Annotated in this window: 18 protein-coding genes and 1 tRNA gene; 8 read left to right on the forward strand and 11 right to left on the reverse strand. The window is 70.9% G+C overall.

Features of this window, described 5'->3' with window-relative positions; translation table 11 throughout:
* Positions 1-66: 66 nt before the first annotated feature.
* A complete protein-coding gene (locus QFZ74_RS14205) occupies positions 67-540 on the reverse strand; it encodes a carboxymuconolactone decarboxylase family protein (protein ID WP_307621191.1) in 474 nt (157 codons plus the stop codon).
* 157 nt (positions 541-697) lie between these two features.
* Positions 698-771: transfer RNA gene (locus QFZ74_RS14210), tRNA-Thr, on the reverse strand.
* Between the two features lie 203 nt (positions 772-974).
* Here QFZ74_RS14210 and QFZ74_RS14215 point away from each other — a divergent pair.
* The 3 genes from QFZ74_RS14215 to QFZ74_RS14225 all read left to right on the forward strand — a co-directional run bounded on the left by QFZ74_RS14215 (position 975) and on the right by QFZ74_RS14225 (position 3,577).
* The gene (locus QFZ74_RS14215; protein ID WP_307621192.1) at positions 975-2,111 is read left to right on the forward strand and encodes an ABC transporter ATP-binding protein; all 1,137 of its coding nucleotides are present in this window, start codon (positions 975-977) and stop codon (positions 2,109-2,111) included.
* Positions 2,112-2,330: 219 nt separating this feature from the next.
* A complete protein-coding gene (locus QFZ74_RS14220) occupies positions 2,331-2,789 on the forward strand; it encodes a hypothetical protein (RefSeq protein WP_307621193.1) in 459 nt (152 codons plus the stop codon).
* A gap of 56 nt (positions 2,790-2,845) precedes the next feature.
* Positions 2,846-3,577 (forward strand): nucleotidyltransferase family protein, encoded by a 732-nt coding sequence (locus QFZ74_RS14225; RefSeq protein ID WP_307621194.1) that lies wholly within the window; start codon positions 2,846-2,848, stop codon positions 3,575-3,577.
* 109 nt (positions 3,578-3,686) lie between these two features.
* Here the strand turns inward: QFZ74_RS14225 and QFZ74_RS14230 are convergent, their stop codons facing one another.
* The 7 genes from QFZ74_RS14230 to QFZ74_RS14260 all read right to left on the reverse strand — a co-directional run bounded on the left by QFZ74_RS14230 (position 3,687) and on the right by QFZ74_RS14260 (position 10,575).
* On the reverse strand, positions 3,687-5,441 hold the full coding sequence (locus tag QFZ74_RS14230) for a DoxX family protein (RefSeq protein ID WP_307621195.1): 1,755 nt from the start codon (positions 5,439-5,441) through the stop codon (positions 3,687-3,689).
* 117 nt (positions 5,442-5,558) lie between these two features.
* Positions 5,559-6,500, reverse strand: coding sequence for a 23S rRNA (guanosine(2251)-2'-O)-methyltransferase RlmB (gene rlmB, locus QFZ74_RS14235; protein ID WP_307621196.1), 942 nt, complete (start codon positions 6,498-6,500; stop codon positions 5,559-5,561).
* 87 nt (positions 6,501-6,587) lie between these two features.
* Entirely contained in the window at positions 6,588-7,991 is a 1,404-nt protein-coding gene (gene cysS, locus QFZ74_RS14240; RefSeq protein WP_307621197.1) for a cysteine--tRNA ligase, read from the reverse strand.
* Positions 7,992-8,059: 68 nt separating this feature from the next.
* The gene (locus QFZ74_RS14245; RefSeq protein ID WP_307621198.1) at positions 8,060-8,464 is read right to left on the reverse strand and encodes a PPOX class F420-dependent oxidoreductase; all 405 of its coding nucleotides are present in this window, start codon (positions 8,462-8,464) and stop codon (positions 8,060-8,062) included.
* Between the two features lie 70 nt (positions 8,465-8,534).
* On the reverse strand, positions 8,535-9,032 hold the full coding sequence (gene ispF, locus QFZ74_RS14250; RefSeq protein ID WP_307621199.1) for a 2-C-methyl-D-erythritol 2,4-cyclodiphosphate synthase: 498 nt from the start codon (positions 9,030-9,032) through the stop codon (positions 8,535-8,537).
* Positions 9,022-9,774, reverse strand: coding sequence for a 2-C-methyl-D-erythritol 4-phosphate cytidylyltransferase (gene ispD, locus QFZ74_RS14255; RefSeq protein ID WP_307621200.1), 753 nt, complete (start codon positions 9,772-9,774; stop codon positions 9,022-9,024). The genes ispF and ispD overlap by 11 nt, the downstream gene beginning before the upstream one ends.
* Positions 9,775-10,092: 318 nt before the next feature.
* Positions 10,093-10,575, reverse strand: a complete 483-nt coding sequence (locus tag QFZ74_RS14260) for a CarD family transcriptional regulator (protein WP_003953493.1) — start codon at positions 10,573-10,575, stop codon at positions 10,093-10,095.
* 649 nt (positions 10,576-11,224) lie between these two features.
* Here QFZ74_RS14260 and QFZ74_RS14265 point away from each other — a divergent pair.
* Positions 11,225-11,902, forward strand: a complete 678-nt coding sequence (locus tag QFZ74_RS14265) for a DUF461 domain-containing protein (protein ID WP_307621201.1) — start codon at positions 11,225-11,227, stop codon at positions 11,900-11,902.
* 237 nt (positions 11,903-12,139) lie between these two features.
* On the opposite strand, the gene QFZ74_RS14270 is transcribed toward QFZ74_RS14265, so the two are convergent.
* Entirely contained in the window at positions 12,140-12,820 is a 681-nt protein-coding gene (locus tag QFZ74_RS14270) for a response regulator transcription factor (protein ID WP_015659563.1), read from the reverse strand.
* Positions 12,817-14,145, reverse strand: coding sequence for a cell wall metabolism sensor histidine kinase WalK (locus tag QFZ74_RS14275; protein ID WP_307621202.1), 1,329 nt, complete (start codon positions 14,143-14,145; stop codon positions 12,817-12,819). The genes QFZ74_RS14270 and QFZ74_RS14275 overlap by 4 nt, the downstream gene beginning before the upstream one ends.
* Positions 14,146-14,380: 235 nt before the next feature.
* Here QFZ74_RS14275 and phoU point away from each other — a divergent pair, with 235 nt between their 5' ends.
* The 4 genes from phoU to QFZ74_RS14295 all read left to right on the forward strand — a co-directional run bounded on the left by phoU (position 14,381) and on the right by QFZ74_RS14295 (position 18,150).
* On the forward strand, positions 14,381-15,070 hold the full coding sequence (gene phoU, locus QFZ74_RS14280) for a phosphate signaling complex protein PhoU (protein WP_307621203.1): 690 nt from the start codon (positions 14,381-14,383) through the stop codon (positions 15,068-15,070).
* Between the two features lie 594 nt (positions 15,071-15,664).
* Positions 15,665-15,820, forward strand: a complete 156-nt coding sequence (locus tag QFZ74_RS14285) for a hypothetical protein (protein ID WP_307621204.1) — start codon at positions 15,665-15,667, stop codon at positions 15,818-15,820.
* A gap of 158 nt (positions 15,821-15,978) precedes the next feature.
* Positions 15,979-16,227: an SCO4226 family nickel-binding protein gene (locus QFZ74_RS14290; RefSeq protein WP_307621205.1), complete on the forward strand. Its 249-nt coding sequence runs from the start codon at positions 15,979-15,981 to the stop codon at positions 16,225-16,227.
* Positions 16,228-16,803: 576 nt separating this feature from the next.
* Positions 16,804-18,150 carry a nucleotide sugar dehydrogenase gene (locus QFZ74_RS14295; RefSeq protein WP_307621206.1) on the forward strand — a complete coding sequence of 449 codons (1,347 nt, stop codon included), beginning with the start codon at positions 16,804-16,806 and terminating at the stop codon, positions 18,148-18,150.
* Positions 18,151-18,217: the final 67 nt, after the last annotated feature.

Here is an 18,217-nt window from a genome sequence, read left to right on the forward strand (position 1 = left end):
CCCCGCCCGTTCACGACGAAGGCCGCCCGGACACGGGCGGCCTTCGTCGTACGGGGAGTGCCCCCGTCAGCCGAACTGTCCGGGCTGGTAGGAGCCGGCGGGCTGCTGGACCATGACGTTCATACGATTGAAGGCGTTGATGAGCGCGATGGTCCACACGAGGGCCTCCAGCTGCTCCTCGTCGTAGTACTTGGCGGCGTTGGTCCAGGCCTCGTCGGTGATGCCACCGGCCGCGTCGGCGATGCGGGTGCCCTGCTCGGCGAGCTCCAGGGCGGCCCGCTCGGCCTCCGTGAACACGGTGGCCTCGCGCCAGGCGGCGACGAGGTTGAGGCGCTCCCAGCTCTCCCCGGCGTGCACGGCGTCCTTGCTGTGCATGTCGGTGCAGAAGCCGCAGCCGTTGATCTGACTGGCGCGAAGTTTCACCAGCTCCGCGGTCGCGGCGGGCAGGGACGACTCGTCGACCGCCTTGCCGGCGGCGACGAGGTGCTTGAGGGTCTTGCCGGTGAGGGGGCTGCCGAACAGGTTCAGACGGGGTTCCATGGTGCTCTCCTCGGTGCCGTTGCTGGCGGGTACACCTGGGTGACGGATCGGACCGCCCAGATGTGACACGAGGACGCGCCCCCACGCGCGTGACCTGGACCACACGCAGCAAAAGGCCACCCGTACCGGTGAGGTGCGGGTGGCCTGTCTCGCTCAGAGCCCCCTGTCGGATTCGAACCGACGACCTTCGCTTTACAAGAGCGGCGCTCTGACCAGCTGAGCTAAGGAGGCGTGCGCAGGACGCTCGTGCAGTGTACCCAGGCGCGGCCCGCGGCCTGTCGAAAATCCCGGCGAAGTTCGCCCTCGCCAGGTACTGACAGACCCCGACCCGCCAGGTACCGTCCTGACCCAGTCCACCCGCGTGGACTACACCACCACCTTCCTACAACGGATCGTCCGGCACGTTCCTGCCGGTAGAAGGGGGCCCATCCAGCATGGCCACTGTTTCGTTCGACAAGGCGACCCGCATCTACCCGGGGTCCGACAAGCCCGCCGTCGACGCGCTCGACATTCAGATCGAGGACGGGGAGTTCCTCGTCCTGGTCGGTCCGTCCGGCTGCGGCAAGTCCACCTCGCTGCGGATGCTCGCGGGGCTCGAGGACGTCAATGGCGGCACGATCCGCATCGGCGACCGCGACGTGACCCACCTGCCGCCCAAGGACCGGGACATCGCGATGGTGTTCCAGAACTACGCGCTCTACCCGCACATGACGGTGGCCGACAACATGGGCTTCGCGCTCAAGATCGCCGGTGTCAACAAGGCGGAGATCCGGCAGAAGGTCGAGGAGGCCGCGAAGATCCTCGACCTGACCGAGTACCTGGACCGTAAGCCCAAGGCCCTGTCCGGCGGTCAGCGTCAGCGGGTCGCCATGGGTCGCGCGATCGTGCGTGAGCCGCAGGTGTTCCTCATGGACGAGCCGCTGTCCAACCTGGACGCAAAGCTCCGCGTCTCCACGCGTACGCAGATCGCCTCGCTCCAGCGCCGTCTCGGCATCACCACGGTCTACGTCACCCACGACCAGGTCGAGGCCATGACGATGGGCGACCGCGTGGCGGTCCTCAAGGACGGGCTGCTCCAGCAGATCGATTCGCCGCGCAACATGTACGACCGCCCGGCCAACCTCTTCGTCGCCGGCTTCATCGGCTCGCCCGCCATGAACCTGGTCGAGGTGCCGATCACCGACGGCGGGGTGAAGTTCGGCAACAGTGTCGTCCCGGTCAGCCGGGAGGCCCTGGCGGCCGCCTCGGACAAGGGCGACCGCACGGTGACGGTCGGCGTCCGGCCCGAGCACTTCGACGTGGTCGAGCTCGGCGGCGGCGCCGCGGCCTCGCTGTCGAAGGACTCCGAGGACGCCCCGGCCGGTCTCGCGGTATCCGTCAACGTCGTGGAGGAGCTCGGCGCCGACGGATACGTGTACGGCAGCGTCGAGGTCGGCGGTGAGACCAGGGACCTGGTGGTGCGCGTGAACGGGCGTCAGGTGCCGGAGAAGGGCGCCCAGCTGCACGTCGTCCCGCGTCCGGGCGAGATCCACGTGTTCTCGACCTCCACCGGCGAGCGGCTCTCCGACTGATCCGGAGCCGAATCGGCGATACCGGGTAATTCACCCAGGTTGACGAAACGGGCCTCGCGGGCTGCCGCGGGGCCCGTTTCGTTGTCGACAAATACCCCGGCAAACGAGGGCATTTCACTCCCGGGGCGTCAACCCCTTACCCAGAAAAAGCCACTTCCCCATCCCCCGATCAGGTGACCAAATGTCGCCATATCATTACCGGGCGCTACCCTCACAGGCGTGAAGCACTCCACCACCCCTCAGACGCGACGCGGCCACCGGGGCCCTGCCCGCCGGATCGGCCGCACCCTCGCTCTCGTCCTGCCCGTCGTCCTGGTGCTCTCCGGGACCCTCGCGGTCACCCGAGTCAACTGGTCGGGGAATTCCTCGAACTCGGTGCTCACCGCGTCGGACGTCGCCCCGGCTGGCGTCACCTCCCGGGCCGCCTCGCGCGCCCCGCAGACGGTGCTGCGCGACCAGCTGCTGGCCGAACTCCAGGAGCGGAACCCGGGCGTCGCCCTCACCCACCTCCAGCAGGCCGTGAACGGCCACCCCTCGCTGGCGAAGCACTGCGGCTCCATCGCGCGCGCCCTCGGCCGTGCGGCGGTCCGCGTGTACGGCGCCTCGCGCGCGCAGGCGTACGCGCGCCCCGTCTGCGACACCTCCTTCGCCTCCGGAGTGCTGGCCGCACACAGCTGACCGGAGGCACGCTCACGGTCGAAGGCCCCGAGTGGGGCGCGACGTACAGTTCGGGCATGACCCATCCGAACGCCGCGTCGCGCCCCACTCAAGCCGTGATCCTGGCCGGCGGCCAGGGCTCCCGGCTGCGCCCGTACACCGACGACCGGCCCAAGCCGATGGTCGAGATCCCCGGCACGGGCACTCCGATCATCGGCCACCAGTTGCTCTGGCTCGCCGAGGAGGGCGTCACGGACGTGGTGGTCTCCTGCGGCCACCTCGCCGAGGTCCTGCAGAAGTGGCTGGACTCGGTCGAGCTGCCTCTCGCCGTCACCACCGTCGTGGAGAACGAGCCGCTCGGCCGCGGCGGCGGACTGAAGTACGCCGCCGCGCACCTCCCGGACCCGGACCAGCCCTGGTACGCCACCAACGGCGACATCTGGACCCGCTTCTCGCTGCGCGACATGGCGGACTTCCACACCGAGCGCGACGCGGTCGCCACCCTCGCGCTGGCCCGCCCCCGTCTGCCCTGGGGCGCCGTCCGCACGGACGGCTTCGGCCACATCACGGACTTCATCGAGGCCCCGCCGTCGACCTTCGAGGTCAACGCGGGCGTCTACGTCTTCTCGCCGGACTTCGCCGGCCTGCTCCCCGAGCGCGGCGACCACGAGCGGACCACGTTCCCCCGTCTGGCGCGCGAACGCCGACTGTCCGGCTTCCCCCTCCCGCAGGGCGCCTACTGGCGCGCCATCGACACCGCCAAGGACCTGACGGAGGCGGCCAAGGAGCTTGCGGCACTGGGGCGTTGAGCGCTCCCTGTCCGGTACGACGACGAGGTCCCGCACCCGTGAAGGGCGCGGGACCTCGTCGCGTCGGGTCAGCCGGTGGGCGGTGCCAGGATGCCGCCCACCGGCCCGGCTACCCCAACAGGCCGCCCACCAGCCCCGGGTTGCCCGAGGACGGTGCGTTGTCGCCGGGGGCGCCGGACGAGCCGGTGCCGCCGCCCGGGCCGCCGGTGGTGGCGCCCCCGGAGGCCGGGCCGGAGGTCGTGCTCGGCGCCTGACCGGCCGGCGCGGACCGCTGCGGCGGGGCCTGCCCGACGGTGCCCTGCGTCTGGCTGGGGGCGCCGCCGGTGGCGGCGGAGGAGCCGGACGAGTGGGCCGCGCCCGGGGTCGTCGCGGCGCCGGACGGTCCGGTCCCGGCCGAGGTGCCGCCGCGCGGGGTGCTGGAGACGGACGGGGTGTGCGTCGGCTCTCCCGGGAGCGGTGAGCCGGGCAGGTTGTTGCGCGGCGCCTCGCCGGGGCCGGGCACGACCACGCGGCTGGAGTCGCGGACCGCGCCGCCGAGCAGCGAGCCGAGGAGCAGCGTGAGGCCGACGACGACGCCGGTGACGAGGGCTCCGCGGCGCAGGACGTACCGGCGCAGCTCCCAGATGTCGGAGCGCGGCCCGAGCCGCCGCCAGGCGCTGCCCGCGAGGCGGCCGTCCACGGAGTAGACGGGCGCGCCGGCGATGATCAGCGGGGACCAGGCGGCGAGTTGGATGATGTCGGGGGTGTCGTAGACCGGGACGGTCTTCCAGCTGACGGTGACGATGAGTGCCGCGGAGAGCAGCGCGCCGACGACGGCGGCGACCCGCTGCCAGCAGCCGAGGATGGTGAGCACACCGACCACGACCTGGAGGAAGGCGATCACGAGCCCGGAGCCGACGGGGTGCTGGAGGGCGAACTCCCGCAGTGGCTCGGCGACTTCCCAGGGGTGCAGCGTGTTGAGCCACTTCACCATGGAGCCGCGCTCGCCGCCGTCGAAGTAGACGGGGTCGCAGAGCTTGCCCATGCCGGCGTAGACGGAGATGAAGCCGAGGAAGATGCGCAGCGGGAGCAGGACGACGCCGAGGTTGAGCCGGCGGCCCGGGTAGTAGGCGTGCCGGGACGGGTCGTCGCCGTGCCGCCTGCCCGTCGCTCCGGCCGGCGCCTCCTCCGGGTCCTCGTACTCGTCGTAGTCGTCGTAGTCGTCGTAGCGGTCGGACGGCCCGGCGTCCTCGCGGTATCCGTCGTGCTCGTCGTACTCGTCGTGCCCGTCGTAGGCGAACTCCTCGCCGGTGAAGGCGGGTTCGTCGTAGGCGCTGCCGACGGTGCGCATCGGGGGCAGGAGCGGGGTGGCGGTGGGTTCGGCGGTGCGCTGCGGGCCGACGACGGGGTTCTCGACCGTGCGCTCGAGCTCGTCGTAGCCCTCATAGGGCGGGTAGCCGCCGCGGCCGCGGTCCTCGACGCGCGGGATGACCCGGGTGGCTCCGGCGTCGGCGGTCGGCTCGTCGGGGTGGCGGACGCTGCCGCCGCGAACGGCCTGGAGCAGACGGTGGGCGCCGGTGTCGTCGGGGGCGGACCAGCCGCTCCAGACGACCGCGCGGCGCCGTGGCCGCGCCGCGCCCGCCCCACTCGCGGCGCCCGCGAGCGGCATGCGGGCGGTGTCCTCGGCGGCGCCCACGTGCCGGGCGACCCGCGGGGACTGGGTGCGCCGTGTCGAGGTGCCCAGCTGCACGCGGAAGCTCGCGTGAGTGACGATGACCTGCGCCGGGTCGCTCGGCACCTTCACCATGCTCAGCGCGGGAGCGTCGTCGAATCCCGACGAGCGTTCCCCCGTGGGTGTGCGGGGTGTTCTGGTGTCCACACTCATCTAACCGAGTGACAGCGAGTTTGGACACTGCCTGACCCGGCCGGATGTGTCCGGACCGCGTCAAAGAAACCCAGGACGCCTGAATCACCCTGTACGGGGGAACGTACGCACGTCCGTTCAGCCGCGTCGGCGCGCCGCCTCGTACAGCACGATGCCCGCGGCCACACCGGCGTTGAGCGACTCGGCGCCGCCCGGCATCGGGATGCGCACGCGGTGGTCGCAGGTCTCGCCGACCAGTCGGGACAGGCCCTTGCCCTCGCTGCCGACGACGATGACGACGGGACCCTCCAGGGCCTGAAGGTCCTGGACCTCGGACTCTCCGTCGGCGGCGAGACCGACGACGGTGACGCCCTCCTTCTTGTACGCCTCCAGGGCGCGCGTCAGGTTGGTGGCGCGGGCGACGGGCGTACGGGCGGCCGCACCGGCGGACGTCTTCCAGGCGCCCGCGGTCATGCCGGCCGCGCGCCGCTCGGGCACGACGACGCCGTGGCCGCCGAAGGCGGAGACGGAGCGGACGACGGCGCCGAGGTTGCGCGGGTCGGTGACGCCGTCGAGGGCGACGATCAGCGGGTCCTCGCCCTCGTCGTAGGCGGCGCCGGTGAGGTCCTCGGGGTGGGCGTACTCGTACGGCGGGACCTGGAGGACCAGGCCCTGGTGGTTGAGCCCGTTGGTCATGCGGTCGAGCTCGGGGCGCGGGGCCTCCATGAGGTTGATGCCGCCGCGCTCGGCGACGAGCTGGAGCGCCTCGCGCACCCGCTCGTCGTTGTCGATGAACTGCTGGACGTACAGCGTGGAGGCGGGCACGCCCTCGCGCAGCGCCTCGACCACGGGGTTACGGCCGACGACCAGCTCGGACGTGGACTTGCCGCCCCGGCCACGCGCCATGGGTCGGCGCTGCACCTGCTTGGCCTTGGCGGACGCGATGCGGTTCTTCTTGTGCCCCTTGCGCATCTCGGCGGGCGGGGTCGGACCCTTGCCCTCCAGCCCCCGGCGCCGCTGGCCGCCACTGCCGACCTGTGCGCCCTTCTTGCCGGACATGCGGCGCTTGCCTGCGGCCATGAGTTACCTGCCCCTGTGAGCTGTTCGTACGTATGTATGCAGTGTGCCGCCCGGAGGGCCGGGCGGCACAGTCGATCTTGGTGTTGCCTAGCGCTGACCCAGGCTCCAGCGCGGTCCCTGCGGGCTGTCCTCGATCACGAGGCCGGACTGTCCGAGCTGGTCGCGGATGGCGTCCGCGGTCGCCCAGTCCTTGCGGGTCCGGGCGGACTCGCGCTGGTCGAGGACGAGACGGACGAGGCTGTCGACGACGCCGTGCAGGTCCTCGCTGCTCTCGCCGCCCTCGGCGGCCCACTGGGCGTCGAGCGGGTCGAGGCCGAGGACGCCGAGCATGGCCCGCACCTCGGCCAGTCGGGCGACGGCGGCTTCCTTGTCGTCGGCGGCGAGCGCCGAGTTGCCCTGCCGGACGGTCGTGTGGATCACGGCCATCGCCTGCGGGACGCCGAGGTCGTCGTCCATGGCCTCGGCGAAGGCGGGCGGGACCTCGGTGGCGGGCTCGACGGTCCGGCCGGCCATCTCGGTCGCGCGCTGCACGAAGCCCTCGATCCGCGCGAACGCCGACTCGGCCTCGCGCAGCGACTCCTCGCTGTACTCGATCATCGACCGGTAGTGCGGGGTGCCGAGGTAGTAGCGCAGCACGATCGGGCGCCACTGCTTGACCATCTCGGAGACGAGCACCGAGTTGCCGAGCGACTTGGACATCTTGTCGCCGGCCATGGTCACCCAGGCGTTGTGCACCCAGTACTGGGCGAAGTCGTCGCCGAAGGCCTTGGCCTGGGCGATCTCGTTCTCGTGGTGCGGGAAGACCAGGTCGAGGCCGCCGCCGTGGATGTCGAACGCGGAGCCCAGGTACTTGTGGGCCATCGCGGAGCACTCCAGGTGCCAGCCCGGGCGTCCGGGGCCCCACGGGGTCGGCCAGGTCGGCTCGCCGGGCTTGGCGGACTTCCACATGGCGAAGTCGCGCGGGTCCCGCTTGCCGGTCTCGCCCTCGCCGGAGGGCTGGAGCAGGTTGTCCAGCTCCTGCCGGGACAGCTGGAGGTAGCCGGGGAAGGAGCGCACGTCGAAGTAGACGTTGCCGTCCGCCGCGTAGGCGTGGCCGCGCTCGATGAGGCCCCGCATCATCTCGACCATCTCGGTGATGTGCCCGGTGGCCCGCGGCTCGTACGTCGGCGGCAGGCAGCCCAGCGCCGCGTAGGCGTCGTTGAACGCGCGCTCGTTCTCGTACCCGATCGACCACCAGGGCCGGTTCTGCTCGGCGGCCTTGACGATGATCTTGTCGTCGATGTCGGTGACGTTGCGGATGAACGTGACGTCGTAGCCGCGGTACGCGAACCAGCGGCGCATGATGTCGAAGTTCAGACCGGAGCGGATGTGCCCGATGTGCGGGGCCGCCTGCACGGTGGCGCCACACAGGTAGATCGAGACACAGCCCGGCTTGAGCGGGGAGAAGTCACGGATCTGCCGGGCGCTGGTGTCGTACAGGCGAATAGTCACCACACCAGGGTAGTGGGCGCGGGGCAGTGCCTCAGCGCCCATACCCCGATACGTGGGGTCAGAAGGCGTCAGAGGTTCCCGATGACCTTCTCGGGGCTGATGCGCAGGACGACGCGCTCCGCGTCGTGGACCGCGGCGGGGTTGAAGTCGGCGTACTTCTTGCCGGTGTACTTCCGCGAGAGCTCTTGGATCAGCTCCTCCGCGCCCTGCGTGGTCTGCTCCACGGTGCCGCGGATCTCCGCGTACTCGTAGGGCGAGGCCGGGTCCTGGACCACGACGCTCACGCGTGCGTCGCGGTCCAGGTTCTTCTTCTTGCGCCGGTCGACCGTGGTCGAGACGAGCAGGTCGTCGCCGTCCCGTTTCACCCACACCGGGGACAGCTGCGGGCTGCCGTCGGGCTGGACGGTGCCGATAACGACGAAGACAGGGGTGTCGAGCAGGGACTTCAGCCGGTCGGACAGGGCGGCGGACATGAGGGGTACCTCCGGAGCTCGGTCACGGGTCGTGCGTCACACGTCGCTCTGCGGGTACCCTCGCACGCCCTCAGCTCACACGCACCACGAGCGCGGTGGCGATGGCCATCAGTCCTTCGTCGCGGCCCGGGAAGCCGAGCCCGTCCGTCGTGGCGCCGGAGACGGAGACCGGGGCCCCGGCCGCCTCCGACAGGATCTTCTGGGCCTCGTCCCGGCGCTTGCCGATCTTGGGGCGGGGGCCGACGACCTGGACCGCGACGTTGCCGATCCGGAAGCCGGCCTCGCGCACGATGCGCGCCGCCTCGGTCAGCAGCGTGACGCCGGAGGCGCCGGACCACTCGGGGCGGCCGGTGCCGAAGTGCTGCCCGAGGTCGCCGAGGCCGGCGGCGGAGAACAGCGCGTTGCACGCGGCGTGCGCGACGACGTCCGCGTCGGAGTGGCCGGCCAGCCCCGGGCCCGCTCCCTCCCACTTCAGGCCGGCGCACCACAGCTCCCGGCCCTCCTCGAAGGCGTGGATGTCGGTGCCGATGCCCACCTGGGGCAGATGGGGCAGTTGCTCAGAAGCCATCGGTGATCCTCCTGCGGGCCAGGACCGCCTCGGCGAGGATCAGGTCCAGCGGGCGCGTCACCTTGAAGGCCTCCTCGTGGCCGGGGACGGCCACGACGGGCAGACCGAGCTGCTCGATCATGCTCGCGTCGTCGGTGACGTCGTCGGTGACGGTCTCGTGCGCGCGCACCAGGGTCCGGCGGTCGAAGCCCTGCGGTGTCTGGACCGCGCGCAGCCGGGCCCGCTCGGGCGTGGCCACGACCGGTTCCGGGGCGCCGGGCTCCGCCGCGGGCTCGACCTCCTTGACCGTGTCGGCCAGCGGCAGCGCGGGGACGACGGCCGGGGCGCCGGCCCGGACCGCCTCGATCACCGCGTCGACGGTGTCCACCGGGACCAGCGGGCGGGCGGCGTCGTGCACGAGGACGATGTCGCAGGCGGGCGGCACGGCGTCGAGGCCGAGCTTCACCGACTCCTGGCGGGACTCGCCGCCCGGGACGACCACGAAGTCCGTACGTTCGGGCAGCGCGTGCGCGTCGAGCAGCGACTTGACCTCGGGGGCGCCGTCGGGCGGGGCCACGACGACGACCAGGGAGACGGCGCGGGACGCGGCGAGCGCGCGCACCGCGTGGACGAGCATGGGCGTGCCGTTCAGGGTGCGGAGCGCCTTGGGGGCGCCCGGTCCGAGGCGTACGCCTCGGCCGGCGGCCGGGATCACGGCCGCGACCTGGGACGGTGCGGGCGAAGGGCGCGAATCGTCAGACATCGGTTCCTGTCAGGTTTGTGTGCTCGGCCGACGTGGGTATGGCCTGGAGGAGTGCCGGGCGCGACGCCTTGACCGGACCCTTCCGTGACACCGGTCGAGCCGACTGCCCGGGCCCGGCACGCCAAGTATCGGGGGCGTACGACATCCAGGCACTGCTGTCACACACGTTCATATCCAGGTCGGCACGCATATCCACCAGCGGGTGGGGCAGGCATCTCCGGGGACGCGAACATGCCGCAGCGCCCGGCGACAGGGAAAGTGTCATCGGGCACCGCGGCATTCAGTGTGCAGAGCCGAGCAGGCGTCGCCTGCTGGGCGTCAGGACGCGAGTACCTCGTCGAGCAGGGCCTCGGCCTTGTCCTCGTTGGTGTTCTCCGCGAGGGCGAGCTCGCTCACCAGGATCTGGCGGGCCTTGGCGAGCATGCGCTTCTCACCGGCGGACAGTCCGCGCTCGCGCTCGCGACGCCACAGGTCACGCACGACTTCCGCGACCTTGATGACATCGCCGGAGGCGAGCTTCTCCAGATTTGCCTTGTAGCGGCGCGACCAGTTCGTGGGCTCCTCGGCGTACGGCGCGCGCAGCACCTCGAAGACCCGGTCCAGCCCGTCCTGACCGACCACATCACGCACGCCGACGAACTCCGCATTGTCCGCTGGCACACGTACCGTCAGGTCACCTTGGGCGACCTTCAGCACCAAGTAGGTCTTGTCCACGCCTTTGATCTGGCGAGTTTCGATGGCCTCGATCAGCGCGGCCCCGTGATGGGGATAGACCACGGTGTCGCCAACCTTGAACGTCATGTGACAGGTACCCCTTCCGTGGCTATCCAGGGTAACACGGATACGCCGTCTTCTGAATGGCGTTTTCGCAGGTCAGGGCATATCTCGGGGCTTGACAACAGCAACAGGAACGTGCTGCGCAAGGGCAGCGGAACCAGGTATTCGCAGGTCGGAGCCACTCTCCGAGGGCACCGAAACGCTCGGGCAACACGCCCCGGAAGCCCTCTCCGAGTGACCGAACACCCCCATTTGTCCGGTTCCAGGCGTGCGACTTCCGCTACTCCGTTCGGCGTCCGGCGCCGGGTGCGAGGGGAATCCGGAATTGATCACGAGGGCTCGCCGGAACCGGCGGGTGATCAATATCCGGGGTGATCGCGCATTCCTTCCCGCACGTTTTGCACAGGGTGTTGCAAGCCGCCACGAGCCGTCTTATGTGAATGCCGGACGAACGGCAGCGAGATTGTGACTCCGGAGTCAGTTCCAAAGTGACTCGTGAGTCACCAGTGGAAGACGAGGTCCGCGACGGCCGGCCGCTTCCGGGCGGAAGCCCCCCGCCTGGGGAGGGTCGGGTGCGGCGGCGCGGGAGTCGGTCGGTAACCTGAGGCCGCTGACAGACACCTAGGGCGGCTTTATCAGGGGTCGCCCCTGCGATCAAGGAGTTGCCGCCGCCGTGAGCAGCAGCCTTCGACGCGGCGCCCTCGCCGCCTCCGCCATCGTGTTCTCGATCGCCTCGCTCTCCGCGTGTGGCGCCGGCAACGACTCCCAGACCCTGGAGATCAAGCCGGACAACGCGGCCACGAGCGTCGGCGACGTCAAGATCCAGAACGCCGTCGTCGTCACCCAGCCCGACGCCGAGGCCAACGGCCCGGCCGTCATCTCGGCGACCCTCTTCAACAACGGCAACAAGGACCAGACCCTGGAGTCGATCAAGGTCGACGGCGTCAACGAGCCGGTCAAGCTCTCCCCCGCCAAGGGCCGGTCCCTGACCGTCCCGGCCCACGGCTCGCTGATCCTCGGCGGCAAGGACAACGCCTCCGCCACGCTGGACAACAGCCAGGCCTCGGTCGCCAACGGCAACGCCCAGAAGATCACCTTCACCCTGAGCAGCACCGGTGACGTGAGCCTGCGCGCCTTCGTCGTGCCGGCCGTGAGCTACTTCAGCTCGTGGGGCCCGAGCCAGGTCCCGTCGGCGCCGGCCGCCGCCTCGGCGACCGAGGACGCGGGCGCGAAGCCGGGCGCGAAGCCGGGCGCCAAGCCGGGCGCGAGCGGCAGCGCCAAGCCGTCCGACGCCGCCTCCAAGGCCGCGGCCACCCCGAGCGACTCGGCCTCCGCGTCCGCCAAGCACTGAGCCACGGCGCGCGTCGCGTCGTACCGGCGTACGCGCACGTCGCGTCGTACCGGCGTACGCGCACGTCGCGTCGTACCGGCGTACGCGCACGAGCGGGCGTACCAGCAGGCGTACCGGCGTACGCGTACCAGCGGGCGTACCGGCGTACGGAAACACGCGGAAGGGCGGCTTCCCCTCGGGGATGCCGCCCTTCGCCGTACCGCCTGACTACCCGCCCGCCGACTACCCGCCCGCGGCCTACGGCTCGAACTTGTAGCCGAGGCCGCGGACCGTCACCAGGTAGCGCGGCGCGCCCGGGTCGGGCTCGATCTTGGCGCGCAGCCGCTTGACGTGGACGTCCAGCGTCTTGGTGTCACCGACGTAGTCGGCGCCCCAGACGCGGTCGATGAGCTGCATACGGGTCAGCACGCGGCCCGCGTTGCGCAGCAGCATCTCCAGCAGGTCGAACTCCTTCAGCGGCAGGTCGACCTTGGAGCCGGAGACGGTGACCACGTGCCGGTCGACGTCCATGCGGACCGGGCCCGCCTCCAGGGCGGCCGGGGTGACCTCCTCCGGCTCGCCGCGGCGGCGCAGCACGGCGCGGATGCGCGCGACCAGCTCGCGCGAGGAGAACGGCTTGGTGACGTAGTCGTCGGCTCCTATCTCCAGGCCGACGACCTTGTCGATCTCGCTGTCCTTGGCGGTGACCATGATCACCGGGACGTTGGAGCGGCCGCGCAGCTGGCGGCAGACCTCGGTACCGGGCAGCCCCGGCAGCATCAGGTCGAGGAGGACGAGGTCGGCGCCGTTGCGCTCGAACTCGTCGAGTCCGTCGGGGCCCGTGGTCGCCACGGCGACTTCGAAGCCTTCCTTGCGGAGCATGTACGACAGGGCGTCGGAGAAGGATTCCTCGTCCTCGACGACGAGCACTCGGGTCACGGAAGGACCTCCGGGGAAGGAAGCGTTTCGCACGCGTTTGATTCGGGGGGTTCTTCGGGTGATGCGGAGGGGGACCGGTCGTCCTCTTCGTCGAGGCCGGGGTGCTGCTGGGCGCGGTCTCGGGCCGCACCCGCCTCCGGGAGTCGCAGGGTGAAGGTGGAGCCCTGGTTCTCGGCGCTCCACACCGTGACCTCCCCGCCGTGCGAGGCGACCACGTGCTTGACGATCGCGAGGCCCAGGCCGGTTCCGCCGGTGGCGCGGGAGCGGGCCGGGTCGACGCGGTAGAAGCGCTCGAAGATGCGCTCCTTGTCCTTGTCGGAGATGCCGATGCCCTGGTCGGTCACGGCGAGCTCGATCATGTCACCACCCGGCGCGGTGACCCGACGGGCGGCGATGCCCACCCGGGTGTGGGCCGGGGAGTAGTTGACGGCGTTCTCGACCAGGTTGCCGAGGGCGGCGGCGAGCTGGCCGCGGTTGCCCCAGACGTACAGCTCGGAGGTGCCGCCCGCCCGTCGCCCGCCACCACCCTGATCGAGCCCTTCGGGCGCCCAGAGATTCGAGGCCATGGTGATCTGCTTGGTGCCCGCCTGGTGCCGGCAGCGGTCGATGGCCTCGGCGACCAGCTTGTCGACGCGGACCGGCTCGGCGTCCTCCAGCGGATCGTCGTTCTGCACCCGGGAGAGGTCGATAAGTTCCTGGACCAGGTTGGTCAGGCGGGTGGCCTCGATCTGCATGCGCCCGGCGAAGCGCTCGACGGCCTCCGGGTCGTCGGAAGCGTCCATGACGGCCTCGGACAGCAGGGAGAGCGCGCCGACGGGGGTCTTCAGCTCATGGCTCACGTTCGCGACGAAGTCGCGGCGTACCGCCTCGATGCGGCGGGCCTCGGTGAGGTCCTCGACCAGGAGGAGGACGAGCCGCGAGCCGAGCGGGGCGACGCGCGCGGAGACGGCGAGTGCCTCGCCCCGTCCGCTGCCCCGCCGGGGCAGATCCAGCTCGACCTGGCGTATCTCGCCGTCGCGCCGGGTGTCGCGGGCCATCTGGAGCATGGGCTCGACGGCGAGCTTGCCGCCCCGGACCAGCCCGATGGCGTACGCGGCGGAGCTCGCCTTGATCACGGTGTCGGCCTCGTCGAGGACGACGGCGGAGGAGCGCAGCACCGACAGCACGGTGTCCACGCCGGGCGGAAGCACCGCGTCCGTGTGGAGGGAGGTGCGCGTGGGGCGCTTCTGCTCCCGCTCGCTCCAGCGGAACGCCAGCATGGCGATGACGCCGGTGAGCACCCCGGCGATCGCAGCCGCTGCGGCGACCGCCGCGTTCACGTCCATGGTTCAAGGTTAGGCATGGGCTCCACCCTGGTCACAGCCATCGGGATGCGAGCTCGAACACTCGTCGCCCAGAGTTCACCGTCATGCCAGCACCGGTTCACTCGGGGTGGCGGAAGCCGACGTGTAGGGGCCGCAGCGTGGGAGCGTGGGGTTCGCAGCACCGGTTGCGCCGCGGGCTCGGCCCGCGACCGCGGAACCCCGGAACCCCGAGAGAACTCGTACGAGAGGAACCCTGATGCGGGACGCGTACCACGAGGAACTGGACTCGATCGGCGACGGCCTGGTGGAGATGGCCCGGCTGGTCGGCTCGGCGATCGGGCGCGCCACGACGGCGATCCTCGACGCCGACCTCAAGCTGGCGGAGAGCGTCATCGAGGCGGACCAGAGGGTCGACGAGATCCAGCACGACCTGGAGGCGCGGGCGATAGCTCTGCTGGCCCGCCAGCAGCCGGTGGCCACCGACCTGCGGATCGTCGTCACGTCGCTGCGCATGTCGGCCGATCTGGAGCGCTCCGGCGACCTGGCCCAGCACGTCGCGAAGCTCGCGCGCCTGCGCTTCCCCGCGCGCGCGGTTCCGCACGACCTGCACGCCACCATCCTGGAGATGGGCCAGCTCGCGCAGCGCCTGATGGCGAAGGCGGCCGAGGTGATCATCACGAAGGACGTCGACCTCGCGCTCCAGCTGGAGCAGGACGACGACGAGATGGACCGCCTCCACCGCACCCTCTTCCAGCACCTGATGGACGACCGCTGGAAGCACGGCATCGAGACCGCCGTCGACGTCACCCTGCTCGGCCGCTACTACGAGCGCTACGCCGACCACGCGGTGGCGGTCGCCAAGCGCGTCGTCTACCTGGTGACCGGCGAACACGCGGACGAACTCCAGCAGGACATCCAGCCGGTTACGGGGGTGGAGGGGGCGTAGTCCCCGCCGGGGGTCGGCTTCGTACTGTGCTCCGGCCCTGTGGGTAGCGGGGCCGGCCTCATGCTGGTGCCGGTCTCGTAGCGGTGGCCGGGTGGCACTCGTGCGGGTGCCCGGGGGGCCCTCGTAACCGGTGCCCGGTGGACCCTTGGGCCGGTGCCCGGTGGACCCTTGGGCCGGTGCCCGGTGGACCCTTGGGCCGGTGGCCGGTGGACCCTTGGGCCGGTGGCCGGGCGGGCGGCCCTCCTCGTATCGGTGCCGGCGTCGTAGCTGTGGCCGGGTGGCCCTCGACGTACCGGTGCCGTTCCCGTGCTCGGCCTCGCACCGGGCCCGGGCGCGCCCTCGGGCCGGTGGCCGGGTGGGCCTCGGGCGACGGCGGGGTGGGCCTCGGGCGACGGCGGGGTGGGCCTCGGGCGACGGCCGGGTGGGCCCGGAGGCCAGGGTTCCGCACGCCGTCGGCGTTCCCGGCGTGCCCGGCGCCTCCGTGCGCCGTTGATGCGCCCGGGGAAACGGGCATGCAATGGGCGAAGGCACCAGGCGCCCTTAGTCATGCCGTCATGCCTCATGCCTGATGCCTCAGTCCTCCAGGAGGGACCCATGGCCGAATCCCCCAGCACGACGCCCGACCCCACGCGGGACCGCGAGACCGAGCAGCCCGCCGAGATCACGAGCCTCCCGCTCATCGGCGCGTGCGGCTGCGGCTCGGGCTGCACCTGCGGATGCCAGCAGGGCAACCCCTGCCAGTGCGGCTGACAGCCCAGCCACTCAATACGCCGAGCCGACGCCGACGCCGACGCCGTAGGGCCCCGGGATCCGAGTTGGATCACCGGGGCCCTACGGCGTTCGCCCGGCACGTGAGGTCGGGCGCACCATGGAAGAAAGGGGGATCGGCAGGAAGGAGGTGCGACGCCATGGCCCAGTTCATGGACGTGCACCACGGAATGAAGGGCATCACCGCCGACCAGCTGCTGGAGGCCCACAACGCCGACCTCGCCATAGAGGAAGACGAGCACGTGCACTTCGAGCGAGCCTGGGCGGACCCCGCCTCCGGCGAGGTCTACTGCCTCTCCGAGGCCCCCTCGGCCGAAGCGGTCCAGCGGATCCACGAACGCGCGGGGCACCGGGCGGACGAGATCCACGAGGTGTCACTGATCGTCTGACCATTACCAGGGGGCGCGCGCTGAGGCGCGCTGCACCACCGAAGTGCTTCCTTCACTACCGCGCGATGACGGAACGCCCCTTCCACTTGCCAGGAAATCGCTGAAGTCTTGGCGGGCACAAGGAGGGGGGATTGTGAAGATCGATCCGTGCCCGCCGCAGACTCGTCACGCCTGACGGTGCATCACGGCACGCCTTGGACCTCACAGAAGACTGAAAAGTATCGACTTCATAACAAGGGCTCCATGCGTCGACTCCTTGTTGAACTCTTGAGGTCCACAAATGAGGGGGACTTGTGAAGATCTACAGGTGCGCTTCACGCACGTTCGGGCGGGGGGCCCGGACGCACCGGTAACACGCGGTGGCTCAACGGGAGTACGCGCCGCGACCCGACGGGGGGTCGTCCCGGCGCACCACTCCCCACTCTTTCTCGCACCACTTCTTGCACCGCGTCTTGCACCACTTCTGCACCACCCGACGCCACGGCTGACTGCTTCAGGAACAGGCAGCCGTACTTCAGGGGCGCCGTTTCCCGGCCCGCGCAGGTCCGCGGGCCGGCTAGAGGTGAGGAAAACTTCATGCGCATCTGTGTGCTCGGGCAGGGCTATGTCGGCCTGCCCCTGGCCCTGAGGGCCGCCGCAGCCGGACACACCGTGACCGGTTACGAACCCGACCGCCGGCGCTGCGAGTCGCTGGCCGCCGGATCGTCGTACATCGAGGACATCGGCTCCAACCGCCTGCGTGACGCACTGAGTTCGGGCGCCTATATCCCGACGTCGGACCCACGGGACCTCAAGGGCTTCGACGTCGCGGTCATCACGGTGCCGACCCCGCTGACCGACCGCGCCCCGGACCTCAGCTGCGTACGGGAGGCCGGCGAGCTGCTGGGGGCACTGCTGGAGCCGGGCGCGACCGTGGTGCTGGAGTCGACCACGTACCCCGGGACCACGCGAGACGTCCTCATCCCGCTGCTGGAGCAGGGCTCGGGCCTCGTCGCCGGACGGGACTTCCACGTCGGGTTCAGCCCCGAGCGCATCGACCCGGGCAACTCCGCCTGGACGCTGGAGAACACCCCGAAGATCGTCGCCGGGCTCACCGAGTCGTGTCTGGCACGGGTGAAGGCCTTCTACGACTCCGTCACCGAAGTGACCGTCCCTGCTTCGGGGTTGGAGGAGGCGGAGCTGGCCAAGGTGTTCGAGAACACCTACCGGCACGTCAACATCGCGCTGGTCAACGAGCTCTCCCGGATGGCGCACACCCTCGGCGTGGACGTGTGGCACACGCTGGACCTGGCGGCGACCAAGCCGTTCGGCTTCGCCAAGTTCCTGCCGGGACCCGGCGTGGGCGGCCACTGCCTCCCCATCGACCCCGTCTACCTCAGCCACCACGTCAAGGCGCGGCACGGCCAGACGTTCCGGCTCATCGAACTGGCCCAGGACATCAACGAGAGCCAGCCCGACTACGTGGTGCGCCGGCTCCAGGACGCGCTCAACCGCCGCTTCCGGCGCAGTGTGCACGGGGCTCGCATCCTCGCCCTCGGCGCCGCCTACAAGCCGGGCACCGCGGACGCCCGCCAGTCGCCGGCCGTCCAGGTCATCGACCGGCTGCGCGCGATGGGAGCGGACGTCACCGTCGTCGACCCCTATCTGTCCGACGGCGGCAGTACGAGCATCCCCTTCTCCGCCGGGACCGGGGCCGACACCGGTGTCGGGGCTGACACCCGGGCCGGGGCTGACACCGAGGCCGGCACTGGAGTCGAGGCTGACACCAGGACCGGGGCCGCCGTGAGCGTCGCCGACTTCGACGCGGTCGTCCTGCTCACGTCGCACGGCGAGTTCGACCTCGCGCGGGTCGCCTCCGAGGCGGCGTACGTCCTCGACACCCGCGGGGTCATGGAGCGCGCCCCGCACGTCGAGCGCCTCTAGATGTATTGATCACGAGCGTTGTTGACACTCGCAGGGCTTGATCATGGCGAAGACCTCCGGTGTGGTG

Source organism: Streptomyces sp. V3I7 (genome assembly GCF_030817495.1).
In the GTDB taxonomy this organism is placed as follows: Bacteria; Actinomycetota; Actinomycetes; order Streptomycetales; family Streptomycetaceae; genus Streptomyces.